General features: G+C 39.3%; 22 protein-coding genes and 1 riboswitch. Of the genes, 12 read left to right on the top strand and 10 right to left on the bottom strand.

The annotated features are described in order from the left end of the window. Positions 1 to 20 precede the first annotated feature (20 nt). Together dnaG and rpsU are read right to left on the bottom strand one after the other, a co-directional pair. Positions 21 to 1,769, bottom strand: coding sequence for a DNA primase (gene dnaG, locus LW139_RS17270; RefSeq protein ID WP_166539624.1), 1,749 nt, complete (start codon positions 1,767 to 1,769; stop codon positions 21 to 23). Positions 1,770 to 1,881: 112 nt separating this feature from the next. Continuing rightward, a complete protein-coding gene (gene rpsU, locus LW139_RS17265) occupies positions 1,882 to 2,097 on the bottom strand; it encodes a 30S ribosomal protein S21 (protein ID WP_001144069.1) in 216 nt (71 codons plus the stop codon). 342 nt (positions 2,098 to 2,439) lie between these two features. Between rpsU and tsaD the strand changes: the two genes are divergently transcribed. Continuing rightward, positions 2,440 to 3,462, top strand: coding sequence for a tRNA (adenosine(37)-N6)-threonylcarbamoyltransferase complex transferase subunit TsaD (gene tsaD / locus LW139_RS17260; RefSeq protein ID WP_166539591.1), 1,023 nt, complete (start codon positions 2,440 to 2,442; stop codon positions 3,460 to 3,462). Positions 3,463 to 3,532: 70 nt separating this feature from the next. On the opposite strand, the gene plsY is transcribed toward tsaD, so the two are convergent. Next, complete coding sequence (gene plsY / locus LW139_RS17255; protein WP_072070074.1) at positions 3,533 to 4,189, bottom strand: glycerol-3-phosphate 1-O-acyltransferase PlsY; 657 nt, start codon at positions 4,187 to 4,189, stop codon at positions 3,533 to 3,535. Positions 4,190 to 4,293: 104 nt separating this feature from the next. Between plsY and folB the strand changes: the two genes are divergently transcribed. Next, positions 4,294 to 4,644 carry a bifunctional dihydroneopterin aldolase/7,8-dihydroneopterin epimerase gene (gene folB / locus LW139_RS17250; protein ID WP_109409125.1) on the top strand — a complete coding sequence of 117 codons (351 nt, stop codon included), beginning with the start codon at positions 4,294 to 4,296 and terminating at the stop codon, positions 4,642 to 4,644. Here the strand turns inward: folB and LW139_RS17245 are convergent, their stop codons facing one another. Further along, entirely contained in the window at positions 4,645 to 5,883 is a 1,239-nt protein-coding gene (locus LW139_RS17245; protein ID WP_109409124.1) for a multifunctional CCA addition/repair protein, read from the bottom strand. Between the two features lie 27 nt (positions 5,884 to 5,910). Continuing rightward, the gene (locus tag LW139_RS17240; protein ID WP_072070071.1) at positions 5,911 to 6,531 is read right to left on the bottom strand and encodes a TIGR04211 family SH3 domain-containing protein; all 621 of its coding nucleotides are present in this window, start codon (positions 6,529 to 6,531) and stop codon (positions 5,911 to 5,913) included. Between the two features lie 219 nt (positions 6,532 to 6,750). Between LW139_RS17240 and LW139_RS17235 the strand changes: the two genes are divergently transcribed. From LW139_RS17235 to hldE, 3 genes are all read left to right on the top strand, one after another. Continuing rightward, positions 6,751 to 7,674 carry an inorganic triphosphatase gene (locus tag LW139_RS17235; RefSeq protein ID WP_227336035.1) on the top strand — a complete coding sequence of 308 codons (924 nt, stop codon included), beginning with the start codon at positions 6,751 to 6,753 and terminating at the stop codon, positions 7,672 to 7,674. A 26-nt stretch (positions 7,675 to 7,700) separates the two neighbouring features. Further along, positions 7,701 to 10,541, top strand: coding sequence for a bifunctional [glutamate--ammonia ligase]-adenylyl-L-tyrosine phosphorylase/[glutamate--ammonia-ligase] adenylyltransferase (glnE, locus tag LW139_RS17230; RefSeq protein WP_227336034.1), 2,841 nt, complete (start codon positions 7,701 to 7,703; stop codon positions 10,539 to 10,541). A gap of 95 nt (positions 10,542 to 10,636) precedes the next feature. Continuing rightward, on the top strand, positions 10,637 to 12,061 hold the full coding sequence (gene hldE / locus LW139_RS17225) for a bifunctional D-glycero-beta-D-manno-heptose-7-phosphate kinase/D-glycero-beta-D-manno-heptose 1-phosphate adenylyltransferase HldE (RefSeq protein WP_166539586.1): 1,425 nt from the start codon (positions 10,637 to 10,639) through the stop codon (positions 12,059 to 12,061). 95 nt (positions 12,062 to 12,156) lie between these two features. Here hldE and LW139_RS17220 read toward each other — a convergent pair whose 3' ends face one another. Further along, entirely contained in the window at positions 12,157 to 12,861 is a 705-nt protein-coding gene (locus LW139_RS17220; RefSeq protein ID WP_247850298.1) for a GntR family transcriptional regulator, read from the bottom strand. A gap of 301 nt (positions 12,862 to 13,162) precedes the next feature. Between LW139_RS17220 and LW139_RS17215 the strand changes: the two genes are divergently transcribed. Together LW139_RS17215 and LW139_RS17210 are read left to right on the top strand one after the other, a co-directional pair. Further along, positions 13,163 to 14,791 carry an alpha-glucoside-specific PTS transporter subunit IIBC gene (locus tag LW139_RS17215; protein ID WP_247850297.1) on the top strand — a complete coding sequence of 543 codons (1,629 nt, stop codon included), beginning with the start codon at positions 13,163 to 13,165 and terminating at the stop codon, positions 14,789 to 14,791. After that, positions 14,791 to 16,113, top strand: a complete 1,323-nt coding sequence (locus LW139_RS17210) for a 6-phospho-alpha-glucosidase (protein ID WP_247850296.1) — start codon at positions 14,791 to 14,793, stop codon at positions 16,111 to 16,113. The genes LW139_RS17215 and LW139_RS17210 overlap by 1 nt, the downstream gene beginning before the upstream one ends. A gap of 103 nt (positions 16,114 to 16,216) precedes the next feature. On the opposite strand, the gene ubiK is transcribed toward LW139_RS17210, so the two are convergent. Beyond that, entirely contained in the window at positions 16,217 to 16,537 is a 321-nt protein-coding gene (gene ubiK / locus LW139_RS17205; RefSeq protein WP_227336031.1) for a ubiquinone biosynthesis accessory factor UbiK, read from the bottom strand. 202 nt (positions 16,538 to 16,739) lie between these two features. After that, a riboswitch (FMN riboswitch) is annotated at positions 16,740 to 16,899 on the top strand. Positions 16,900 to 17,024: 125 nt separating this feature from the next. Between ubiK and ribB the strand changes: the two genes are divergently transcribed. Together ribB and ygiD are read left to right on the top strand one after the other, a co-directional pair. Then, on the top strand, positions 17,025 to 17,678 hold the full coding sequence (gene ribB, locus LW139_RS17200; protein ID WP_166539582.1) for a 3,4-dihydroxy-2-butanone-4-phosphate synthase: 654 nt from the start codon (positions 17,025 to 17,027) through the stop codon (positions 17,676 to 17,678). Positions 17,679 to 17,854: 176 nt separating this feature from the next. After that, positions 17,855 to 18,640: a 4,5-DOPA dioxygenase extradiol gene (ygiD, locus tag LW139_RS17195; RefSeq protein WP_247850295.1), complete on the top strand. Its 786-nt coding sequence runs from the start codon at positions 17,855 to 17,857 to the stop codon at positions 18,638 to 18,640. Positions 18,641 to 18,975: 335 nt separating this feature from the next. Here the strand turns inward: ygiD and LW139_RS17190 are convergent, their stop codons facing one another. The 3 genes from LW139_RS17190 to tolC all read right to left on the bottom strand — a co-directional run bounded on the left by LW139_RS17190 (position 18,976) and on the right by tolC (position 22,607). Beyond that, positions 18,976 to 20,139 carry a glutathionylspermidine synthase family protein gene (locus LW139_RS17190; protein WP_166539580.1) on the bottom strand — a complete coding sequence of 388 codons (1,164 nt, stop codon included), beginning with the start codon at positions 20,137 to 20,139 and terminating at the stop codon, positions 18,976 to 18,978. Positions 20,140 to 20,147: 8 nt separating this feature from the next. Continuing rightward, positions 20,148 to 20,876 (bottom strand): DUF1190 family protein, encoded by a 729-nt coding sequence (locus LW139_RS17185; protein WP_109409115.1) that lies wholly within the window; start codon positions 20,874 to 20,876, stop codon positions 20,148 to 20,150. Positions 20,877 to 21,212: 336 nt separating this feature from the next. Next, entirely contained in the window at positions 21,213 to 22,607 is a 1,395-nt protein-coding gene (tolC, locus tag LW139_RS17180; RefSeq protein ID WP_166539579.1) for an outer membrane channel protein TolC, read from the bottom strand. 213 nt (positions 22,608 to 22,820) lie between these two features. Here tolC and nudF point away from each other — a divergent pair, with 213 nt between their 5' ends. The 3 genes from nudF (at position 22,821) to yqiA (ending at position 25,101) form a co-directional block, all read left to right on the top strand. Then, on the top strand, positions 22,821 to 23,456 hold the full coding sequence (nudF, locus tag LW139_RS17175) for an ADP-ribose diphosphatase (protein ID WP_166539578.1): 636 nt from the start codon (positions 22,821 to 22,823) through the stop codon (positions 23,454 to 23,456). 226 nt (positions 23,457 to 23,682) lie between these two features. Then, positions 23,683 to 24,522 (top strand): 3',5'-cyclic-AMP phosphodiesterase, encoded by an 840-nt coding sequence (gene cpdA / locus LW139_RS17170; RefSeq protein WP_166539577.1) that lies wholly within the window; start codon positions 23,683 to 23,685, stop codon positions 24,520 to 24,522. Positions 24,523 to 24,525: 3 nt separating this feature from the next. After that, positions 24,526 to 25,101 (top strand): esterase YqiA, encoded by a 576-nt coding sequence (gene yqiA / locus LW139_RS17165; protein WP_109409112.1) that lies wholly within the window; start codon positions 24,526 to 24,528, stop codon positions 25,099 to 25,101. Positions 25,102 to 25,200 lie beyond the last annotated feature (99 nt).

The raw sequence follows: 25,200 nt of genomic DNA, 5'->3' as shown, positions 1-25,200 counted from the left end.
TTTTAATCTTAATTCTGTATTTACTTTTTAACGCGTGCCTGTATTATCAATTGGACTTCTTCGCGTTCATCTTGCGTTAGGCCTTCTGTTCTCTCTTTTGCAATAAGGGCGTTTAAACGTTCGTCCATTGCGGTTAGAAAAAGATGATCTAACGTGTCGGTAAAGGTTTTTTCTGCAATCTCATCTATATCTATATCGTTCCACATTGCCAATTTTTCAAGCTGTTTACCGAATTTATTCTCTCTGTAGAGTTCGATAATCTGTCCTGTATTAAGGCCAGGTTGTGCTTGGCAAACGGAAACAAGTTCACTAAAGAGTGACAAACCTGCAATTTTTTCTGTATTTAACCCCTCAAGAGGGGGTACTAATTTAGAGAATTCTGGGTTTTGTATCAATAAGGCAATTAATATACGCATTGGCGTTGGACGTAATATCGTTGGTTGATACGATAATTCGTGGCTCGCCGCTGTTCTACCAAATAAACGATCCATTTGCTCAATATCGGGATTTCCCGTTAAGCTTCCAAGTTCTCTTAATAAATATAGACGTAAAGTTTCACTTGGGATCTTATCTATTAATGGTCGAGCTAAACTGTATAACTTACCATTGCCTTCTTGAGTACTCAGATCCACCTGAGGAACGAGCGAATCAAATAGAAATTCTGATAATGAATGTGATTGTTCCATACGTTTTTCAAAGGCTTCTTTACCTTCACGACGTACCAATGAATCAGGGTCATCGCCTTCAGGTAAAAACATAAAACGTAAAGAACGGCCATCATTTAAAAAAGGAAGTGCAGTTTCTAGTGCTCGCCAAGCGGCATCTCGTCCTGCTCTATCTCCATCATAGCAGCAAATAATGTTATCCGTTGTTCTAAAGAGCAACTGAATATGTTCTGCTGTCGTGGAGGTTCCTAATGAGGCAACGGCATAATCAATACCAAACTGCGCTAATGCCACAACATCCATATAACCTTCAACAACTAATAGCTTTGTAACGTTATTATTAGATTGTTGTGCTTCATAAAGACCGTAAAGTTGACGTCCTTTATGGAATATCTCTGTTTCTGGTGAGTTCAAATATTTAGGTAAATCATCACCTAAAACACGTCCACCAAAGGCAATAACACGGCCACGTCTATCTCGGATAGGAAACATGACGCGTTGACGAAAACGATCATAAGTACGGCCATTATCGTTTGTTATTACCATGCCTGCTTCAAGAAGTAGGGCTTTATTATCGGCATTTTGACCAAACCGCTTTAGGATATTATCCCAACCAGTAGGAACAAACCCAATAGAAAAACGACTAATAATATCTTCACTAAGACCACGATGCGCAAGGTAATTTCTGGCTTCCTGAGCATCTGACTTATTGAGAGCACTACTATAATATTGGTTCAACTTCTCCATCACTTGATAGAGATTTTGTCTTATATGTCGTTCAATTGGGCTACTGCCAGTTCCTGATTCATAAGGAACTTCTAACCCATGCATTGCTGCTAACTCTTCAATGGTTTCGACAAAATCGAGTCTGTCGTAGTTCATTAAAAAATCAATAGCATTGCCATGCGCGCCGCAACCAAAACAGTGATAAAACTGTTTGTCGCTATTTACTGTGAATGAGGGCGTTTTTTCGTTATGAAACGGACAACACGCTGAATGATTTTTGCCTTGTTTTTTTAACGGCACACGAGCGTCGATAAGATCGATGATATCGGTTCGAGCTAGTAAATCATTAATAAATGAACGTGGAATTCGTCCAGCCATAAGCCCTTTTACGCCTGTTGTTGAACGAGAATAAGCCGCGCTCTCATAAGAAAGCACGGCCTTTAACTGCGACTACAGTGTCTGCATATGTTGCGGTATAAGCCGCAAAATATTAGTACAGACGAGTACGACGTGCGTTTTCGCGAGCTAATTTTTTAGCGTGACGTTTTACTGCTGATGCTTTAGCGCGTTTACGTTCAGTCGTTGGTTTTTCATAAAACTCACGACGACGAACTTCTGCTAATACGCCTGCTTTTTCACAAGAGCGTTTGAAACGACGAAGAGCAACGTCAAATGGCTCGTTTTCACGTACTTTGATTACCGGCATGTGCCTCTCACCTCAATAGAAATCGGTTTGCGCTGGCATTATTTAAGCCAGCCGACATTTAAAATGGTGCGGAATTTTACTTCAAAGCAGGGCACTTTGTAAAGAGATGCACAAAATTGAAACGCAAACTCCCACTTTTGTGTCTTTTTAGTGAGTACACAAAAAGCGAAAGTTGCTAACCACACATTTAAATCACTTAAAATAGGTGAATAATTATAGACCAGAAAAAGGAATTTGTCACATGCTGGTATGTAAAAGATGTTGCGAAGGCGTATAAAATCACCGAAATAATGGTACAATTGATTTATTACGCGAGTCTGCGAAGAAGAATTTGGAAGCGTTATGCGAGTTTTAGGTATTGAAACATCTTGTGATGAAACCGGTATTGCAATTTATGATGATAAAGCCGGTTTATTAGCGAATCAACTTTATAGTCAAATTAAACTGCACGCTGATTATGGTGGTGTGGTGCCTGAGCTTGCTTCACGGGATCATATCCGTAAAACAGTGCCTCTTATCCAAGCCGCACTAAAAGAAGCAAATTTAACGGCAAAAGATATTGATGCTGTTGCTTACACTGCAGGCCCAGGCCTTGTTGGTGCATTATTGGTGGGAGCGACTATCGGACGCTCACTCGCTTTTGCGTGGGATGTTCCTGCTATTCCAGTTCATCATATGGAAGGCCATTTATTAGCACCAATGCTTGAAGAAAAAACGCCTGAATTTCCTTTTGTTGCCCTACTGGTTTCAGGTGGTCATACACAATTAATTAGTGTGACAGGAATTGGTGAATACTCCTTATTAGGTGAATCTATTGATGATGCTGCGGGTGAAGCCTTTGATAAAACGGCTAAGTTACTGGGATTAGATTACCCGGGGGGACCTGTATTATCAAAAATGGCGCAACAAGGTACAGAAGGGCGATTTGTTTTCCCTCGCCCAATGACAGACCGGCCAGGGCTTGATTTTAGTTTTTCAGGCTTGAAAACCTTTGCAGCTAATACTATTCGTCAAAATGATGATTCAGACCAAACTCGCGCAGATATCGCTCGTGCTTTTGAGGATGCTGTTGTTGATACTTTGGCGATAAAATGTCGTAGAGCTTTAGAACAGACGGGCTTTAAACGTTTAGTGATGGCCGGTGGCGTGAGTGCAAATCGTACATTACGAGCCAAAATGGAAGCGGTTATGAAACAATTAGGTGGTGAGGTTTTCTATGCTCGCCCCGAATTATGTACCGATAATGGCGCGATGATCGCATTAGCAGGTATGATCCGTTTTAAAGGTGGTACAGAAGGCCCATTAAGTGTGACTGTAAGACCACGCTGGCCATTGGCAGAATTGCCTGCACTGGAAAATAAATAACGTATCAGTAAAAGAAAAGCCACTGTTGAAGTGGCTTTTTTGTGTCATTTATCTTTAAAACTGAGTGAAATTAGTCTTCTTTTTCTTGCTCTTTCGCTTCTTGAATAATTTCTTTTTCTGTTTTTTCAGTTTTCTTCTTTAACTTATGCCAGATCCGGCTCTCTTGACCTCGCCATAAACGTTGAATATTGTCATGATGACGGTAAAGTACCAGACATGATAGTAAAGCAACAGGATAAGTGAATTCTGGCTTAAACCACCATACATAAAAAGGGGCGAGCAATGCGCTGATGATGGCGCCAAGTGATGAATAGCCACTGAGTAATACGGTGAGTAACCAAGTTCCAGCAATAAGACCACTTAAATCCCAACCAATAGCGGCGATAGCACCAAAGGCTGTTGCAACCCCTTTTCCGCCCTTAAAGTGGAAGAAAACCGGGTAGATATGCCCAAGGCAAGCCGCAATGGCAACAATGCCAAGGTAAAAAGGAGGCACATTTAAGTAATAGGCGAGCCAAACAGGGATCATCCCTTTTAGGACGTCACAGATAAGAACTGCCGCAGCGGCCGCTTTTCCACCAATACGTAGGACGTTGGTCGCTCCGGGATTGCCAGAGCCGGATTTTCTTGGATCAGGTAATCTTGCCAATCGGCAAATCAATATCGCGCTGGAGATTGAGCCGCACAAGTAGGCGAAGATGATCATTCCAAGTGCGTTAGCACTCATTTGTATTCTCCAATGTTTATGTAAGTTCGTTAGGCATGTATGGATAATACGCATATTTCATCGGAAGTGGTATCCGATGAGCAGAAAAAATAAGAGATGACGTGATGGATATCGTATTTATTGAGCAATTATCAGTAATAACCACAATCGGTGTTTATGATTGGGAAAAAAACATAAAACAAAAATTAGTGTTCGATATCGAAATGGAATGGGATAACAAACGCGCGTCCCAAACTGATGATGTTGCTGATTGTTTAGACTATGCAAGTGTAAGTAGTGCAATTATTGATTATGTTGAGACGCGACGTTTTGAGCTGGTTGAACGTGTCGCAGAAGAAGTGGCACAGCTTTTGATAACGCAATTTGCTGTACCTAGAGTAAAAATAAAATTAGCTAAACCAGGCGCGGTAGCACAAGCGACAAGTGTGGGTGTGATTATTGAGCGTAAAGCTTAATTATTCGTTATCCTGATTAAGTCGCGATTTCCATTTTATAATCGCGACTTCTCGTTGTTTTGTTAATGCTTCTCGTATTGCGCTGCCCTTTAATCCACTTTCAATGATTGGCTTTATATCCACATTATTTGCTATAGCAAAAGCTTGGCAAAGAAAAGAACGTTGTGGATAAGCTAGGTTTTCTAACCCTAGACGTCCTCTAGCATCCGCTTCACTGACCATCGCTAATTGTTCAACACGTTCAGGTTTTCGCCATGCATCAATGGCATCAAATAAGCGGATAATTTTAGAAGGGCGCATTCTATCAATACGATGGATATGATCGTGAAATCTTGCCGTTAAGCGAGCTAAATCACGAATGTGATTTGGAATACGATATCGTTGACACAATGCTTCAACTAAAGGTACGCCAGCAGGACCATGCCCATGATGATGAGGCCATTTTTCAGGTGGGGTTGTTCCTTTTCCTAGATCATGACATAAGGCACTAAAACGCACAGCAATATCATCTGTTAATTGACTGGCGATACTAAGCACCATCATGGTGTGAACGCCTGTATCAATTTCAGGATGCCATTTTTCAGGGGCCGGTACGCCAAATAAGGCATCAATTTCGGGAAAAAGAACCTTTAAAGCACCGCACTGGCGTAAAACTTCAAAGTAAACCTGAGGAGCATGGCTCTCAAGGGCTTTTTCAGTCTCTTTCCAAACACGTTCTGCCGTTAGTGCGTTTAGTTCGCCACTTTGCGCCATTACTTTCATTAACTGTAGTGTTTCTGGTGCTACGCTAAAACCTAAAGGCGCAAATCGAGCCGCAAATCGTGCAACACGTAAAACTCTTAAGGGATCTTCTGAAAATGCGTCAGAGACATGGCGAAGTAATCTTGCATTGATGTCATCTATGCCGTGGTAAGGATCGATATATTCGCTATTAGCAGAATAAGCAATAGCGTTTATGGTGAGATCTCGACGGGCTAAATCATCTTCTAAGGTAACATCCGGTGCGGCGTAGCAGGTAAATCCCGTGTAGCCAGAACCCGATTTTCTTTCCGTACGCGCAAGGGCATATTCTTCATGTGTATCAGGATGAAGAAAAACGGGAAAATCTTTGCCAACTTGTTGATAGCCTTGTTGTAACAGTTCATCGGGTGTTGCGCCAACAACAACCCAATCTCTGTCTTTTACAGGTATCTGTAATAATTGGTCACGCACAGCGCCACCAACAAGGTATATTTTCACGGGATCATGATTCCTTTTGGCTGAATATTAGTTCATCCAACGATCGTTGCGTTTACGGCGACGAGGAATGATATGCGGAAGGATCAGACCAAAAATAAGACCCGCACCAGCAACACCACCACCATACATAAACCACTGTAAGATGATGTCACGTTGTCGATCATCTAACTGTTGATTAGCAAAATCGAGTTTTTTCTCAGCAACCGCAAGTTTTGTTCTCATCTGCTCATTTTCTTTTTTCAAACCGTTGATTATGTCATCGCTGTTTGAGACTTTATTTTGCATATCTATAGTACGTTGATTCCAGCTTTGGTCGATATTCGCTAGTTTATCGCGTAGTGTTTGGATCTCTTTTTCCATAGCAGGAATACGAGTACGCATACTTGGTTGGGCGCTTAGTTGGTTTTCTGGCAACCAGACAGTACGATCTTTATCATCTTTAATTTGTACATAACCTGTTGCCGCATTGCGAGAAAGTACGGTCACTGTTGAACCTGAATTTAAAGAGCCAACAATTCGGTACTGATTTCCTGGTCCACTATGCACATAAGTGGATAATTCATCGGAAACATAGCGAGTTTCTGCGTGTGAGCTCAGAGAAACACCTAAGCCAAGTAAGGAAATAAAAAGTAAGGGTAATTTTCGCATTATGTTTTCAACTTTTTTATCTATACAAGAGAATATTTTTACTGATACTAAAGAGTAAAGTTTGCGTAAGCAAATAGTAAACCAGAATGAGAACAGTCTTAACTGGTAGAATATAGGGGTAATCTGCCTTTTATTCATTATTGTTATTAGGCTATCACTTGCTAAATGAAAATGCGTCAAATATTTTACTAATCAATTGATTTACTTAAGGGAAATAGAATGAGCCAATTAGAAACCGAACTCAAAATGAGTGCCATACCTGCCGCTATTCCTCATATTATTCAGCGCATTCTGACTCTACCACATCAGCACTCTGCACCCAAAAAGCTGACTAATCTTTACTTTGAGACGACAGATAATCAAATTCGTCGTTGGGATATGGGGCTGCGTATTCGTGGTGTTGATGACAGTTATGAAATGACAATTAAAACAGCCGGCAAAGTTGTTGCAGGTTTGCATCAACGTCCAGAATATAATGTTGAGTTAACACAACCTAAATTAGATTTAGCTCGCTTTCCCGCAGAAATCTGGCCAGAAAAAACGGATCTAGCTTTATTAGAATCCCAGCTTAATGTGTTATTTCATACGGATTTTTATCGTGAAATCTGGCTTGTTGAGTATCAAGATAGTCAAATAGAAGTGGTTTTAGATCAAGGCGCTATTCGTACTGAGCAATATGAATTACCGATTGAAGAGTTTGAGCTAGAACTTAAAAAAGGTAAGGTGTCAGACGTTATTGCATTAGCGACGTATTTAGGTGAAAAAGGTGGATTACGTCTTGCCTCTCGCAGTAAAGCAGCTCGAGGTTATTATCTGGCAAAAGATAAACCTGCGTTATCGTTGAGTGTCGTGAATCTGTCTCCTAGTGATACAACGGCACAACAACTTACAAAATGGTTAAGTGCAATACAGGCATTAGAAGAAGCTATTTTTGCTAATCCAACACCTCCGACAATTACTATGCCAGCAATGTTGGCGTTATTTTCAGATTGGTGCAAAAAACAATCTGATCTGCCTGAATTTATGCAACAGTCACTCAATGCAATTTCACCGTTAACATTTACAACCGCAACCGACTATTATCACGTTTTATGGCTGAACTTTAAGTTATCTTCTACGTCGTGGTTACTGTCTATTGCTTAATTTCCTGACAACGTGAGAGTCTATTTATGTCTGTTATCAGTGTACTTCAATCATTGTGGGATAAAGCACAGTGTGGTTTTTCTTCTCAACTTAATGCGCTGGCACCTTTTAGTGAACAAGAACAACAATTTCTTGCATTTAGTCCCTTTGCCACCGAGCATTTTCGAGTTAATCCTCAATGGTTGACTGATATCAGGCAGAATCCACCCACAGGTATCGAATGGCAGAGTTATGAAACTCAACTAACAGCAATGTTAGCCAATGTTAATAATGAAGATGATGTTATGCGGATCTTACGTCAATTTCGCCATCAACAATTAGTGCGCATTGCATGGTTACAATTTTTCCAATTAGGCGATATCCCTTGTGCGCTAAAACATTTAAGTGTACTGGCTGAAACCCTAATTTGTGTCGCAAGAGACACGCTTTATCAGCAATGTTGCCAACAATGGGGAACACCTTGTGATAGTGAAGGTAAACCTCAACCATTTCTGATCTTAGGTATGGGGAAATTAGGTGGATTTGAACTTAATTTTTCTTCTGATATCGACTTAATTTTTGCTTATCCTGAAAATGGATTTACCCAAGGTGGACGTCGAGAGCTTGATAATGCTCAGTTTTTTACACGATTAGGCCAAAAGCTGATTAAAGTACTGGATCAACACACTATTGATGGCTTCGTCTATCGTGTTGATATGCGATTGCGTCCATTTGGCGAAAGTGGGCCTTTGGTAATGAGTTTTGCAGCGCTTGAAGATTATTACCAAGAGCAAGGGCGAGACTGGGAGCGCTATGCAATGATCAAAGCGCGCGTATTAGGGGCAGAAAAGAAAGCGTATTGCCAAGTTTTACGTCAAATGCTACGTCCTTTTGTTTATCGCCGCTATATTGATTTCAGTGTTATTCAATCGCTACGAAATATGAAATCCATGATAAGTCGTGAAGTACGTCGCCGTGGCATGATTGATAACATAAAACTCGGTGCAGGTGGCATTCGTGAAATTGAATTTATTACACAAGTTTTTCAGTTAATTCGCGGTGGCAGAGAGCCTGATCTACAGAGTAACTCACTATTAACAGTATTAAAGGCGATCACAACGCTTGAATTATTAACAGAAAAAGAAACAGCACAATTAGCTGAAAGCTATCTCTTTCTTCGTCGATTAGAAAACTTATTACAATCCATTGGTGATCAGCAGACGCAAACCTTACCAGATAATGAAGAGGATAAAGCGCGGCTCACTTTTGCAATGGGATATGATAATTGGGAAACGCTTTATCAAGAAATTAGCCACAAAATGCAGGCTGTTTCTGTTATTTTCACGCAATTGATTGGTGAAGAAGATGAAAATGATGAAGAAGAGGATATCTCTGAGTTTAAACGTCTCTGGTTACTTGGGCGTTTGCCTGAAACGTCGTCATTACTTCATCAATCACTTACGGTTGAGTCACTGAATGCGATTAATCAGACGTTACAGATATTTCGCCAAGATATTGGTAAGCGAACGATAGGGCCGAGAGGGCGAGATGTTCTTGATACATTAATGCCAAAATTACTGGCTAAGATTTGCCAACAACCTCAAACGTTAGTTACGTTACAACGAGTTACCCCGTTACTATTAAGTATTGTGAGTCGTACAACCTATTTAGAGTTGATGCAAGAGTCTGATGAAGTTCTCACTCATGTTATACGATTATGTGCAGCATCTCCGATGATAGCAGAACAGTTGGCACTTCATCCTTTACTGTTAGATGAATTACTTGATCCTAATTCACTCTATCAGCCACTACCTTTAGATGCGTATCGTGATGAATTACGTCAATATTTATTACGTGTACCAGAAGAAGATGAAGAACAACGACTAGAAGCACTGCGCCAATTTAAACAAGCTCAACTGTTGCGCATTGCTGCGGAAGACATCACGGGTGTATTACCCGTGATGAAAGTTAGCGATCACTTAACATATCTAGCGGAAGCCATCATTCATGCTGTTGTTCATCAAGCTTGGTCATATATGGTGAAGCGTTATGGTGAGCCTGAACATTTAGCCAATCGTGATGGGCTAGGTTTTTCGGTGATTGGGTACGGCAAATTAGGGGGATGGGAATTAGGCTATAGCTCAGATTTAGACTTGGTGTTTTTATTAGACTGTCCAATGAATATCGTGACAACTGGAGCAAAACAGATTGATGCTCGTCAGTTTTATTTGCGCCTAGCTCAACGCATTATCCATTTATTTAGTACACGAACCTCCTCTGGCGTCTTGTATGAAGTTGATGCGCGTTTACGCCCTTCCGGTGAATCAGGAATGTTAGTAAGTACGATCCAAGCTTTCGATGAATATCAGAAAAATGAAGCATGGACATGGGAGCATCAAGCCTTAATTAGAGCCAGAATGATTTATGGTGATGAGCAACTACAACAGATGTTTTCTCGTATTCGCCACGAAACATTATGCCTTTCTCGTGATGCTAATGTATTACAACATGAAGTGCGCGAAATGCGCCAAAAAATGGTGCAACATCTTGCACCAACACAAGCAGACAAGTTTGATTTAAAAACCTCATCAGGCGGTATTACCGATATTGAATTTATCGCTCAATATTTGGTATTGCGTTTTTCTCATCAATATCCTGCATTAACACGTTGGTCTGATAATGTGCGTATTTTTGAGTTAATGGCAAAATATCAAGTGATGGATGAAGAAGAAGCTCAGGCTTTAACACATGCTTATGTCACATTACGTAATGAATTACACCATCTTGCACTACAAGCGTTACCTGCGATTGTCGATAACAATTGTTTTATTGTAGAGCGAGAACACGTATTAAAAAGCAAGCAAAAGTGGCTTGGTGAGCAAGAATAAGGGTTTGTTAGCAGGAACGCTTATGAGTGTCTCTTTTTGCTTAACAAGTTATGGTATTATTTCGGCTTATTTTGAAAATAAATGTGGAGTATGGGATGAAAGTAACGCTGCCGGATTTTAATAAGGCCAATGTACTGGTTGTCGGTGACGTCATGTTAGACCGCTATTGGTATGGCCCCACAAGCCGTATTTCACCAGAAGCCCCAGTGCCAGTGGTCAAAGTAGATACCACAGAAGAGCGTCCCGGTGGTGCGGCAAACGTGGCAATGAATATTGCTTCACTTGGTGCTAATTCACGTTTAGTGGGTTTAACGGGTATTGATGAAGCCGCCAAAGCATTGAGTAATACATTAAATCAGGTCAATGTACGCTGTGATTTTGTCTCTGTTGCGACACATCCAACCATTACAAAATTACGAGTGCTTTCACGTAATCAACAATTAATCCGTCTTGATTTTGAAGAAGGGTTTAGCAATGTTGACCCTCAACCTATCTATGAACGAATTCAACAAGCCTTGCCTTCTATTGGCGCACTGATTTTATCAGATTACGCGAAAGGCGCACTTTCTCATGTTCAAGAAATGATCCAACTTGCAAAGAAAGCGGGTGTTCCAGTATTAATCGATCCTAAAGGGTGTGATTTTGAGCGTTATCGTGGCGCAACGTTATTAACGCCAAATATGTCAGAATTTGAACAAGTTGTCGGCGTTTGTAAAAACGATGATGAGCTAGTGGAAAAAGGTACTCAATTAGTTCGAGATTTAGAGCTTGATGCTTTACTGATCACACGTTCTGAACGTGGAATGAGCCTTATTCGAGCGAATGAAGCGCCATTACACTTACCAACACAAGCCCAAGAAGTTTATGATGTTACTGGTGCGGGCGACACTGTAATAGGTGTATTAGCAACCTCTTTAGCTGCAGGTAAACCTTTAAGTGAAGCCTGTTTCCTTGCAAATGCAGCTGCGGGTGTTGTGGTGGGTAAATTAGGGACATCGACAGTATCACCTATTGAACTGGAAAATGCCATTCGTGGTCGTGCCGACAACGGTTTTGGTATAATGGAAGAAGAACAATTAAAACAGGCAGTTGAATTAGCACGTCAGCGCGGTGAGCGCATTGTGATGACTAATGGATGTTTTGATATTCTTCACGCAGGCCATGTCAGTTATTTAGCAAATGCACGTAAATTAGGTGACCGCCTTATTGTTGCTGTAAATAGTGATGCATCGACTAAGCGATTAAAAGGTGAAACACGTCCTGTTAACCCATTAGAGCAGCGTATGACAGTGCTTGGAGCCTTAGGTGCAGTAGACTGGGTTGTTGCGTTTGAGGAAGATACACCACAGCGCTTAATTGCCTCTGTCTTACCAGATATTTTAGTCAAAGGTGGGGATTATAAACCTGAAGATATCGCGGGTAGTAAAGAAGTTTGGGCTGCAGGCGGTGAAGTAAAAGTGCTGAATTTTGAAGATGGCATTTCTACAACGAATATTATTAATGCGATTAAAAAGAAATAATGGCATAAATTAACGACGAAAAGCACTCTTTGGAGTGCTTTTTTTATAATAAAGGATCAACTATTATAAATTTTTAATGATACTTTTATTAATGGTTATTGTTCTCTTTTTAAATGATACTCAACAATATAATCTTGAGTGTTTCTATACATAATTGAATAGTTAATATAATCGCCCTGAGTGCTATATGATAATGTGCTGAGTCTTAATATTGGAATGTTAGTTTCTATTTTTAATAATTGACAAATATTGCTATCAGGCATAATAGGGTGAAAAGTTTCATAACTTCCTGATATTTTTATTTGGCAAATATTTTCAATAAAATCAAATTTAGAACCTTCTAAATGGGTTAAGGTTAAATTATGAAAATATTTAACAGGCATGTAACTGTCTTCAACAATAAGCGGTTTATTATCGACGTAACGTATTCGCCTTGAATAAAAAATACGTTCATTTGAGTTGATACGTAATTTACTGGCGATAGATAAAGGGCAGGGAATAACACAAAATTCTATGACTTCACTTTTTACATTGTGACCAGTATTTGCCATTAGTTCGACAAAACCTTTTAGGCTAGCATTTTCATGATGAACATCTTTTTCTTTAATATAAGTACCAGAACCATGTTTTCGTTCTAATAATCCTGCGTTCACTAATAAATCCACTGCTTTACGTATTGTCATTCTTGATACGTTGTATTGTTGTGCTAATGATTTTTCTGCTGGTAAAGGGTCACCAATTTGGTATCCAGCCGAATTTATTTGAATTCTTAGGCTTTTTGCAATGTCTTTGTAGATCACTTTTATACCTCTTTTTATTCTTAAAATCGGCTCTCTTTATTTAATCTATCTGAATATAATTTTTTGATATATAAGATAATCATTTATACCTCTGAAATGTGAACGTTATCAAAAAATAAAAAGTGATCTGCTTTTTGACTAAAAGTGAGATCACTTTGCCTGAAAGATTAGTATGAATCAGATCACGAATAACTCATTTCAGATGAGAGAATAAAGAGAAAAGAATCTAATCTGAATTTACAGAAAAAGAATGAATTAAATAGCATATCGTTTCAGTAGCAGTAAATAAGAGGATATTTTTATGCTCAGTCAAATACAACGATTTGGTGGAGCCATGTTTACTCCTGTCCTACTATTTCCATTTGCAGGTATTGTTGTAGGCATTGCCATTTTATTACAGAATCCATTATTTATTAGTGAAGATTTATTAAGACCCGATAGTTTATTTGCCCAAATTGTTCATATTATTGAAGAGGGGGGATGGACTGTTTTTCGTAATATGCCTCTTATTTTTGCAATTGGCTTACCAATCGGTTTAGCTAAAACTGCACAAGCAAGAGCTTGCCTTGCTGTAATGGTGAGTTTTCTCACTTGGAATTATTTTATTAATGCAATGGGAATAGTTTGGGGAAGTTATTTCGGCGTAGATTTTACAAATGAAATTGGCGGGAATAGTGGCTTAACAATGATAGCTGGAATTAAAACATTAGATACCAGTATTATTGGGGCGATTATTATTGCGGGTATAGTTACAGGTATTCATAATCGTTATTTTGATAAACAGCTCCCTGTCTTTTTAGGTATATTTCAAGGAACTTCGTATGTTGTATTAATTAGTTTCTTTGTTATGTTACCGTTAGCGTGGATAACATTATTTTTCTGGCCAAAAGTGCAAATTGGTATTCAATCTTTGCAAGTATTTATGGTTGAATCTGGCTCTTTAGGTGTTTGGATATATACCTTTCTTGAACGTATTTTAATTCCTACTGGCTTACATCACTTTATTTATGGCCCATTTATTTTTGGCCCAGCAGTCACTGAACATGGAATTCAAGTTGATTGGGCCCAAAATATGCAATATTTCAGTCAAAGCACTGAATCTTTAAAAACGTTATTTCCAGAAGGTGGCTTTGCACTACATGGTAATAGCAAAGTCTTTGGTTCTATTGGTATAGCACTTGCTCTCTATTTTACTGCTGCACCTAAAAATAGAGCCAAAATTGCAGGTTTACTTATACCCTCTGCATTGACCGCTGTATTTGTGGGAATAACAGAACCTTTAGAGTTCACATTCTTATTTATCTCTCCGCTATTGTTTGCCATTCATGCCGTGTTAGCCGCCACATTAGCGACAACGCTTTATCACTTTGGAGTTGTCGGAAATATGGGCGGAGGGATCATCGATAATTTCCTACCTATGAATTGGATCCCAATGTTTCATAACCATTACGGGATGATTATTACGCAAATAGTTATAGGTCTGATTTTTACAATGATTTGGTTTGTGGTGTTTAGAACATTAATTATCAAACTTAATTTAAAAACACCAGGCCGTGAAGAAGATGATGAAGAGATCAAGCTCTATAGCAAACAAGATTATAAAAATAAAAAATCACAGGTTTCGGATAGTTCAAAAACAGCAAAAGAAGATCGCAAACTCGCACTTCCTAAAGGCATTCTTGAAGGCTTAGGAGGAGGGGCAAATATCAAATCTTTAAATAACTGCGCAACACGTTTACGTATTGAAGTGATTGATAACGAAGTAGTTGAAACAGATGCCTATTTTAAAGGGCTCGGTGTACATGGTGTAGTGCGTAAAGGCCATGCATTGCAAATCATTATCGGGCTACACGTTTCTCAAGTGAGAGACAAAATTGAACAACTTATGAAAGAAGATCCACAAAAAATCACCTTGTCGGAGGCTATATAATGAAGAAGTTCTCAGTCGTAATTGCAGGTGGCGGTAGTACATTTACACCCGGTATTATTTTGATGCTACTGGAAAATTTAAAACGTTTTCCATTAAGAGCCATCAAATTTTATGACAATGATGCCGAGAGGCAAGAAACCATTGCTAAAGCTTGTGAAATAATTCTTACTGAAAAAGCACCTGAAATTGAATTTTGCTATACCACAGATCCTAAAACTGCCTTCACGGATGTTGATTTTGTTATGGCTCATATTCGTGTTGGTAAATATCCAATGCGTGAAAAAGATGAAAAAATTCCTTTACGCCACGGCGTATTAGGGCAAGAAACCTGTGGGCCTGGTGGTATTGCTTATGGTATGCGTTCTATTGGGGGCGTATTAGAATTGGTTGAATATATGGAAAAATATTCACCTAATGCATGGATGTTAAATTATTCTAACCCAGCAGCCATTGTCGCCGAAGCTACTCGCCGCTTAAAGCCGAATGCAAAAATCTTAAATATTTGTGATATGCCAATTGGTATTGAGTCACGTATGGCGCAAATTGCAGGATTAAAATCACGTAAGGAGATGCGTGTCCGCTATTACGGCTTAAATCACTTTGGCTGGTGGACGCAAGTTGAAGATTTACAAGGTAATGATTTACTGCCTATTATTCGTAAACATGTTGCTGAGCATGGGTATATTCCTAAAGTAGCAGGAGAGCCAGTTGAAGCAAGTTGGAACGATACCTTTGGTAAGGCAAAAGATGTTTGGGCGTTAGATCCAGCAACTATGCCAAATACTTATTTGAAGTATTATTTGTTCCCTGATTATGTTGTTGCACATTCTGATCCTCATCATACGCGTGCTAATGAAGTGATGGAGCACAGAGAAAAGAACGTTTTCAGCGCTTGTCGAGCCATTACAGCCGCGGGTAAATCATCAGCAGGTCATCTTGAAATAGATGAACATGCTTCTTACATTGTCGATCTTGCAACGGCTATCGCGTTTAATACCCAAGAAAGAATGTTGCTGATCGTTCCTAACAACGGATCAATTATTAATTTTGATCCTGAAGCAATGGTGGAGATCCCCTGTATTGTCGGAAGTCATGGACCAGAGCCTTTAGTCATGGGCAAAATTCCATTATTTCAAAAAGGGATGATGAGTCAGCAGGTTGCCGTTGAAAAATTAGTGGTAGAAGCCTGGATTGAAAAATCCTATTTGAAACTGTGGCAAGCCATAACGATGTCTAAAACAGTGCCAAGTGCGGCCGTCGCAAAAGCAATTTTAGATGATTTAATTGAAGCGAATAAAGACTATTGGCCAGAGCTAAAATAGTGAGTAATTGATTTATAGAGCACATAAAAAATAACCCTGTGTCTGGGTAAGATACAGGGTTTTTGCTTTATTAATAAAGAGAATAACTAATAAAGTAAATAGATTAAGCTTTATTTTCTGCTTGAGTTTCTACTGTAATTTCAACGTCTTCAGCTTGGATAACTTCAGCTTGAGGTTTTGCAATTAGACCAGCTTCTAGCTCATTTAAACGGTGTTCTAAGCGTGTTAGTTTTTCACGAGTGCGTAATAAGACTTGAGTCTGTACATCAAACTCTTCGCGATTAACTAAATCCAACTTGTTTAATTGAGATTGCAGAACAGTGCGGATTTTTTTATCAATATCATCACCAAAATCTTTGATGCCTTGTGGCAGAACGTTTTGGATTTGGCGCGCGACTTGTTCAAGTTTTTTCGGGTCCAACATGGGAAGTCCTCACAAATAAAATAGAAAGCTGAGGCTAAGTGTAATATGAGGGCTGAGGGAATAAAACTAGATATCAGGATTATTGTTACTTTTTTATTATAAATCGTTAAATAACCGTATGTCATAAAGTGATTATGTGATTAAACAAGTATTGTCACGGATTGATGATTGCCTCTTATAATTTTAAAGCGTATAGTTTCTTCGTTAATCTCAGGGCGGGGTGAAAGTCCCCACCGGCGGTAGATACTTGAAGATCCAAGTAAAGCCCGCGAGCGCTTTGTGTTGCCATTGTAATGCAAAGGTCAGCAGATCCAGTGTGATTCTGGAGCCGACAGTTAAAGTCTGGATGGGAGAGAATAAAATAGCATCAGTAGGATCATTGTATCCATTCCTGTTGTTTCTGCTTATGTTTTTTATTAAGCAGAGATCCACTCCTAAGACTGCCCTGGTTCTGGTAACTTTCATTAATTATTGAGGTTTTTTTACCATGAATCAGACGCTACTTTCCGAATTCGGTAATCCATTTGAGCGTGTTGAACTTGCTCTTGAAGCCCTTCGTGCTGGTAAAGGCGTGATGGTGCTCGACGACGAGAACCGCGAAAATGAAGGCGATATGATTTTCGCAGCAGAAACGATGACCACAGAACAAATGGCGATGTCTATTCGTCATGGTAGTGGCATTGTGTGTTTATGCATTACAGAAGAACGCCGCCAGCAACTTGATTTGCCTATGATGGTGGAAAATAACACTAGTCATTTCCATACAGCATTTACAGTAACGATTGAAGCGGCACAAGGTGTAACAACAGGTGTTTCAGCATCTGATCGTTTAACCACAGTACGTGCAGCTGCTGCTGACAATGCAAAACCAAGTGATTTAAATCGTCCAGGCCATGTATTCCCATTACGAGGCCAACCTGGTGGTGTATTGACTCGTGGAGGACACACAGAAGCGTCAATTGATTTAGCAACATTAGCTGGTTTTAAACCAGTTGCAGTGTTATGCGAATTAACCAATGACGATGGCACAATGGCAAGAGCACCTGAAGTGATTACTTTTGCTAAAAAGCACAATATGCCTGTGTTAACTATTGAAGATTTAGTGGCTTATCGTCTTCGTGAGGAGAAAAAAGCTGGCTGAAATTAACATGTTATAACCGACACTGAAAACACACACACACTTATTCAAGCCACTTAAGGAAACTTAGGTGGCTTTTTTCATATTTTTTGAATAACTATTTCATACTTCTTTGACTATATTTCAAGTAAGAAGGCGCTATGCTAACGCCATAAGATCACAAGCCATAAGAGGTGATTATGGACACAAAAATGATGCCAGCGCTGTTTATTGGGCATGGTAGCCCAATGAATGTATTAGAAGACAATACATATACTCGCCTCTGGTCAAAATTAGGGGAAACACTTCCTCAACCTAAAGCGATTTTAGTGATTTCTGCCCATTGGTATACCGATGGAACTTATGTAACGGCAATGTCGCAACCAAAGACAATTCATGATTTTTATGGATTTCCTGCAGAATTATATGCGATAGAATATCCAGCGCGAGGTTCGATAGGTTTAGCTGCGCTGATTGAAGATCTTATTGATCCGATTAAATTAAAACTCGATATGGATCAATGGGGATTAGATCATGGAAGTTGGGGGATACTCGAAAAAATGTATCCCAACGCGAATATTCCTGTTGTTCAATTAAGTATTGATGCACACCAATCAGCGCAATGGCATTATGAGTTAGGAAAAAAGCTGGTTGAATTACGTAAAGAAGGCGTCTTAATTATTGGTAGCGGTAATATCGTTCACAATTTAAGAATGATGGACTGGCAAAATAGCGATGCGACACCTTATCCTTGGGCATTGGCTTTTAATGAGACAGTCGAAAATAGTTTACAAAGCGATAAGGTACCAGAAGCGTTATTTACGATTTTATCAACAGAAGAAGGGAGATTGTCACATCCCACTCCCGATCATTTTTTGCCTGTTTTGTATCTATTAGGTTTAAAACAAGCGGGTGAAAAGGCAACAGTGCTGAATAATGATATTGTGAATAAATCACTAAGTATGATGACGTTTCAAATTGGATAAAACCATCCAATAAAACCTATTGATATAAATAAAAGGCCAAATTCATTTTATGGAATTTGGCCTTTTTTAAATTAAATATAATGTATCGACTCATTATATTTCCCTCGTTATTAACCTTTTCAATTTTCTATATAGATATAATTAATATACTTAACATTTTGTTTATATTGTGTGTTAGGCCTGAGATCCATACAGCAATAGTGTCTGCTATGGATATGATCATCTCTGGAATATAGTCTTATATTGAAATCATCAAAATAGAAAGCTATTTTGAATAAAAAAACACCTTACCGCTAACAAGCAATAAGGTGCTCAATATAATTTTAAGATTTCTATCAATCTAAAATAATATGCGGATAGAAGCGTGAGAGATCTTGTGTGATAAGCTCTCTATCTTCTCTGATGCATATACCCGCAGATTGATCATTAACCAGCCAGCTGCCAATTAAGGTATAGCTATCACCAAACTTCGGCAACGGATGAAAATCTTGGACAATAAAACCTTCTTCACCGTAAGGGCCATCTGCGACAGCGATATCCTTGCCGTTTTCAACAATACGAATATTTGCACCTTCGCGTGAAAACAGTGGCTTGATAACATAACGTGATAATGAATCAGGCGCTTTACCTTCATAGAAATAAGCAGGTAGCAGATTAGGGTGATTAGGGAACATTTCCCAAAGCATTGGTAATAATGCTTTATTTGAGATAATGCTCTTCCAAGAAGGTTCTAACCAACGAATACCAGCATCAGCCAGTTTAGTTGAGAAGTCTTCACGGAACATAAATTCCCAAGGGTAAAGCTTAAACATGTTGCTGATTATCTGATCTTGCAGATCAGTTAATTCACCACGCTCACCTAAACCCAGATCTTCAATAAAGACAAAATCAGTTGTTACTTGGGCTTCTTCGGCACAATCTTGTAAATATTGAACTGTACCGCGATCTTCTTCAGTGTCTTGGCAGCAAGACATATGCAGATAACGCATTCCGTATTGATCACGAAGCTCAGCAAAGCGATCAATTAACTTTTCTTGAATACTGTTAAATTGATCTGCATTTTGCGGTAAACGGCCAGCCTTAACTTGATCTTCAAGCCAGATCCATTGAAAAAAAGCAGATTCATACAGTGAGGTTGGAGTATCTGCATTATTTTCTAACAGTTTTGCTGGGCTTTTACCGTCATAGGCTAAATCAAGACGTGAATAGAGTGAAGGTTGCGATGATTTCCAAGAGTCACGCACAAAATCCCAGCAGTGACGCGGGATTTGAAAACGAGTTAGCAACTCTTCACTGTTCGCCACTTTATCCGCGACTTGTAAGCACATCTGATGAAGCTCTTCCGTGGTTTCTTCTAGAGTTTCAACTTCATCCATTGAGAATTGATAATAAGCATCTTCAGACCAATAAGGCTCGCCATACATGGTATGAAAGTTAAAGCCAAATTCCGTTGCTTTTTCTCGCCAATCCGGGCGTTCAATAATATTTTCGCGTTTCATGGTGTTAATTAGCCACCTGAACGGTAAGAAGATGAACCGGTTGAGCTACGGTTATTATTCGTTGCACTGGTACGCTGAGCCGCAGCTTGTCTTGATACTGTATTACCGAAGCCACCTCGAGTTACCGTTGAGGTTGTTGATGGTTTTGGCGTCATTGCTGTTTTTGGTACGTTCATTTGACGACCACCAACCGCAGGACCATAGTTACGGCCTGTTGCATCCACAAATTTACCGTTTGCAGGGCTTGTTGGATTACGCGAGCTAAACAGTGGTTGTGCTGGTGCGCCACCACCCATAAGACGACCCATCATATAGCCCGCCATTAATGGCATAAAGAAGCTACCACCTGAATTAGCTTGTGCCATTTGTGAGCTGTCTGGGTTTAAATTATTGGCATTTTCAGTACTAACAGGCTGTCCATCAATAGACGCAGTTTGAGTACATTGAGCATCACCGAATTCAGCTACGCAGTCTTCTAATGTGGCGTATTTAGGTGCTGTACGCTGCGCTTCTTGCAATGCAGTGCGATAAGAGTCTTCACACTGTGCCGCTTGTGACGGATTCGCTTGAGCACATTCTTGTGCGTTCATATACAGTGAAACTGTCTCGTCGCTCTCTTCACATCCTGAAAGCGCGAATACAGCAGTGATGGCGATTGCAACAGGCGCCAGACGATAAGGACGGAATGCTTTACGAAAAGCATCACGATTAATCGATTTGGTACGTTTCATTGGCATATTGGTAAGATCCATAAAAGGTAAAACGTTCAAAATAAAAGCTAGGATAGGTTAAATAGTCTAGAAAATAAATAAGAAACACCTAATCATCAAGGATAACCAGAAATTTGTGATCTTTATAAGGTTAAGAGTAATGAAATTAGGTAAATCCTCTCTTTTTAACCTAATTGTGATTAAGGTATTTGTTAATACAAGAATATAGATATTGTTGAGATCTTAATTTAATTCATAACACAATATCTTATGTGAAGAGAAAGCATAAAAAAAACCGCTTATCAGTTTATTGCTGAAAGCGGTTTTTTATTATAAGAAACTAATTAATTTCTTAATTCACGATCAAGGCGCAACGTTAAGAGCAGGGCTTGTTAACGGGCGAATAATGTTATCTGGTGAAGTTGAAACTTCTTCTCCTAGTGCATTATTAAGCTGAATTAAGTCATTCTCGTTTAATGTGCCACGCGCGTATTCAATATTTAATTGGTTAATTAAATAGTCATAACGTGCGTTAGATAATTTCTGTTTTGCATCATAAAGCGTTGTTGTGGCATTCAACACATCAACAATAGTACGAGTACCCACTTGATAACCCGCTTCAGTTGCATCTAATGAACTTTGTGCAGAAACAACAACTTGTTGATACGCTTTGATGCTACTGATTGATGCAGAAATATTGTTATAAGAAGAGCGCGCGATTTGGACAATAGAGCGATAAACCGACTCTAATTGTTCGCTTGCACTTGTAAAGCCATATTGTGCTTGTTCAACTTGTGAGCTTGTTCTGCCACCAGTATACAGAGGGATGCTAACAGACAAACCAATGCTATTTTGACCACTGTAACTATTACGGCTACTAACATCTGCTGGTGGTAATGCACTACCATGATTATGGCTATTTGATACGCCAGTTGATGCATTTAAGTCTACAGTTGGTAAGTGACCTGATTGCGCTAAACGAATATTTTCGCGAGCTAAATCTTGACCTAAACGTGCGCTCAATAAACTTAAGTTACGTTCTTCGGCATCTTTTAACAGTTTCTCAATAGAATCTGGTGAAGTTGTTGAAAAACGGCTGATGTTCAGTGATGCTAGATTAATATAATAGATACCACTAACTTGGCGCAGTTTCTCTAATGCGTTATCTAATTGATTTCGACCCGCTACTTCTTGTGCCAGTACGCTATCATAATTAGCACGCGCATTTTGTACGTCAGTAATTGCGACTAAACCTACGTTAAAACGTTGAGTTGTTTGATCTAACTGGCGGTAAACTTGTTCTTTTTGCGCTTCAATAAATGATAATGAATCAATAGCACGTAAAACATCAAAGTAAGCGGTAGCAGTGTCTAAAATCAGCTTTTGCTGACTTGTTTGGTAAGTGACATCACTCATGCCCGCTGTTTTTTCTTGAATGTTTAATTGGCGCCATAACGCCATGTTAAACACACTTTGAGTTAGCGTTAAACTTGCACCAATAGAATTGGATTCGGTATCTCTTGCGTCACGGTAGCCGCTTTTATAATCTGCGGATGCACCTAATCCTAATTGTGGTAATAATGATCCACGAGCTTCATTAATTTTTTCAAAAGCTTGATTTCTTTCAGCTAATGACTTGCGTAACTCAGGGTTACTGTCCTTTGCTTTTTGATAAACTTGAAGCAGATCCTCAGCCTGGCTTGCAGTGCTGAATCCTGCCAAACTCATCGTGACCAAAAGAGAGAGCAGTTTTTTCATTTTAATTCCTTGTTGCAACAGTTTCGCTGAGTTGCCTCTGTTAATCTTGATTGGGGATAATTCTAGCAGATTGTTTCCCTAAGTAGGGGTAGCCATTTGTGCCATATCCTTTTATTTTAGATTAACTTTACATGAATTGTTGGCAAATTTCTTTAAATCTGTATTAAACGTAAGCAATAAAAAGACTCTTAAATGTAACTTAAGGAACATTGTATGAAGAAAAGGGAAAATATACCATTTTTATACGGTCGTGAAGACGTGAAATTGCTCTCTCAAAGAGATTTATATAAAGGCTTTTTCCGTATGACTGAGTACCGCTTTAAACATCGCCTTTTTGAAGGTGGATGGAGTGAAGAAGTTAAACGTGAAGTCTTTGAGCGAGGCAATGCGGGGGTTTTGTTAGCTTATGATCCTAAACGTGATGAAGTTGTATTAATTGAGCAAATTCGTATTCCTGCGTATGAAACCAGTGAGACACCTTGGTTGCTAGAAGTGATTGCCGGTATGGTCGAACAAGGGGAAAGCCCAGAAGACGTTGTTAGGCGCGAAGCCCAAGAAGAAGCGGGCGTTATTGTTGGGCGATGTGAGCCAATTATTAGTTATCTTTCTAGTCCTGGTGGCACCAGTGAAAGAATGCATGTCTATGTTGGCGAAGTTGATGCAACAACGGCAAAAGGTATTCATGGGTTAGCGTGTGAGAACGAAGATATTCGTGTTCATGTAGTGAGCCGAGAACAAGCCTATCGTTGGGTTGAAGAAGGCGTTATTGATAATGCAGCATCTGTTATTGCTCTGCAATGGTTACAACTTCATCATATTGCACTAAGAGAGCGTTGGTCAGTAATTTAATGCATTAATAAACGGTTAAAGGGTGTTTTTAACGATATTATCAAGTAGAGTAACTATCTCTAAGTATACGATATCAAATGAATTAAATTGTAAAATGAAGTGAAAAAAACGTGACTGAAAGCGAGAATATTTCTCACTAATCTTTTGAAATGTGTATTGGTTGGCAGATCTTTACTACGAAAATACGTTAACATAACGGCTAATGAGAGTGAAACAAGGAAACCTTTTGGAAAGCCAGCTTGAATTATCGGTGAAACACAAAAACACCGTAAGAATATTACAGATCACAGACACCCACCTCTTCGCTAATGTGGAGGATACTCTGCTGGGCATTAATACCTATCGTAGCTACCATGCGGTATTAAATGCAATTAGAGAGCAGGGGCTTGAGGTGGACTTGATTGTTGCGACAGGTGATTTAGTTCAAGATCAAACCTTTGAAGCTTATCAGCATTTCGCTGATGGTATTGCAACACTAACACCACCTTGTGTTTGGTTGCCAGGTAATCATGACTATCAACCTGCGATGATTGATGCTTTAAATCAGGCAGGTATTTTGTCGGCAAAACAAGTGTTGATTGGTGATAGTTGGCAAATGCTGTTATTAGATAGCCAAATTCAAGGCGTTCCTCATGGTGAGTTATCAGATTGTCAGCTAGATTGGCTAACACGTTGCCTTGAAAGCCAAAAACACAGGGATACGATCATTTTGTTACATCATCATCCTATGCCTTCTGGATGTACATGGTTAGATCAACATAGTTTAAGAAACTCTCAAGAATTATCTGAGCGCTTAAAAGGCCATACTCAGGTGAAAATGATGCTTTGTGGTCATATTCATCAAGAAATGGATGAAATGTGGAATGGTATTCGTATGTTGGCAACGCCTTCGACTTGTATTCAGTTTCGCCCTCATTGCACAAATTTTACCTTGGATACGGTTTCTCCAGGTTGGCGCTATTTAGAAATGTCTCTTTCATCGGATGAAAAAGGTAAAGTTGAAACACAGGTATATCGTTTATCAGGCACTGAATTCTGTCCTGATCTTGATGCGGATGGCTATTAAGTCATGTCTCGTATTCTTTACTTACATGGCTTTAATAGCTCACCAAAATCCGCTAAAGCCCAAGCTTTTCGGCAATGGTTAGAAGCAACGCATCCTGAAATTGAATTAATAGTGCCTCAATTGCCACCTTATCCTAAAGAAGCGGCTCAATTAATTGAAACAATAGTCAAAGAAAGTGCAAATGATAAGCTTGGATTAATTGGCTCATCATTAGGTGGCTATTTATCGATCTGGTTATCTCAGCGTTTTAATTTACCTGCTGTTGTTGTTAATCCCGCTATTCGTCCTTTTGATCTCTTACAAAATTTCTTGGGTGAAAACGAAAATCCCTATACACATCAAAAGTATAAATTAGAACCTCATCATATGGATGAGTTACTTGCCTTACGTATTCCCGTAATTACATCACCCGAACTTATTTGGTTGCTTCAACAAACCGGAGATGAAATACTTGATTATCGTCAAGCTGTCTCATATCTTGGCGCGTGTAGGCAAACCGTAGAATCGGATGGAAATCACGCATTTGTGGGTTTTGAACGTTTTTTTCCGAAAATTATTCAATTTTTAAAGATAATTTAGCCTTTCGGTTAATTAACCTGTAAAACGTAGGTTGATGTATCTACCCGAAAATTAATATCATATTGCCGCAAACACCTGTTATTATAAACAGTATTTTCT

The sequence above is a fragment of the Proteus vulgaris genome (assembly GCF_023100685.1).
Classification (GTDB): domain Bacteria; phylum Pseudomonadota; class Gammaproteobacteria; order Enterobacterales; family Enterobacteriaceae; genus Proteus.
Note: the sequence above shows the minus strand (reverse complement) of the source record. Positions and strands in the feature narration are given on the sequence as shown.

Bases quoted from the DNA above. Each gene is read 5' to 3' on its own strand.
- folB (WP_109409125.1), top strand. From the start codon at position 4,294: ATGGATATCGTATTTATTGAGCAATTATCAGTAATAACCACAATCGGT.
- LW139_RS17235 (WP_227336035.1), top strand. From the start codon at position 6,751: ATGAGCCAATTAGAAACCGAACTCAAAATGAGTGCCATACCTGCCGCT.
- glnE (WP_227336034.1), top strand. From the start codon at position 7,701: ATGTCTGTTATCAGTGTACTTCAATCATTGTGGGATAAAGCACAGTGT.
- dnaG (WP_166539624.1), bottom strand. From the start codon at position 1,769: ATGGCTGGACGAATTCCACGTTCATTTATTAATGATTTACTAGCTCGA.
- ribB (WP_166539582.1), top strand. From the start codon at position 17,025: ATGAATCAGACGCTACTTTCCGAATTCGGTAATCCATTTGAGCGTGTT.
- LW139_RS17185 (WP_109409115.1), bottom strand. From the start codon at position 20,876: ATGCCAATGAAACGTACCAAATCGATTAATCGTGATGCTTTTCGTAAA.
- rpsU (WP_001144069.1), bottom strand. From the start codon at position 2,097: ATGCCGGTAATCAAAGTACGTGAAAACGAGCCATTTGACGTTGCTCTT.
- hldE (WP_166539586.1), top strand. From the start codon at position 10,637: ATGAAAGTAACGCTGCCGGATTTTAATAAGGCCAATGTACTGGTTGTC.
- yqiA (WP_109409112.1), top strand. From the start codon at position 24,526: ATGTCTCGTATTCTTTACTTACATGGCTTTAATAGCTCACCAAAATCC.
- ygiD (WP_247850295.1), top strand. From the start codon at position 17,855: ATGGACACAAAAATGATGCCAGCGCTGTTTATTGGGCATGGTAGCCCA.
- LW139_RS17240 (WP_072070071.1), bottom strand. From the start codon at position 6,531: ATGCGAAAATTACCCTTACTTTTTATTTCCTTACTTGGCTTAGGTGTT.
- LW139_RS17190 (WP_166539580.1), bottom strand. From the start codon at position 20,139: ATGAAACGCGAAAATATTATTGAACGCCCGGATTGGCGAGAAAAAGCA.
- ubiK (WP_227336031.1), bottom strand. From the start codon at position 16,537: ATGTTGGACCCGAAAAAACTTGAACAAGTCGCGCGCCAAATCCAAAAC.
- LW139_RS17215 (WP_247850297.1), top strand. From the start codon at position 13,163: ATGCTCAGTCAAATACAACGATTTGGTGGAGCCATGTTTACTCCTGTC.
- nudF (WP_166539578.1), top strand. From the start codon at position 22,821: ATGAAGAAAAGGGAAAATATACCATTTTTATACGGTCGTGAAGACGTG.
- LW139_RS17210 (WP_247850296.1), top strand. From the start codon at position 14,791: ATGAAGAAGTTCTCAGTCGTAATTGCAGGTGGCGGTAGTACATTTACA.
- tsaD (WP_166539591.1), top strand. From the start codon at position 2,440: ATGCGAGTTTTAGGTATTGAAACATCTTGTGATGAAACCGGTATTGCA.
- plsY (WP_072070074.1), bottom strand. From the start codon at position 4,189: ATGAGTGCTAACGCACTTGGAATGATCATCTTCGCCTACTTGTGCGGC.
- tolC (WP_166539579.1), bottom strand. From the start codon at position 22,607: ATGAAAAAACTGCTCTCTCTTTTGGTCACGATGAGTTTGGCAGGATTC.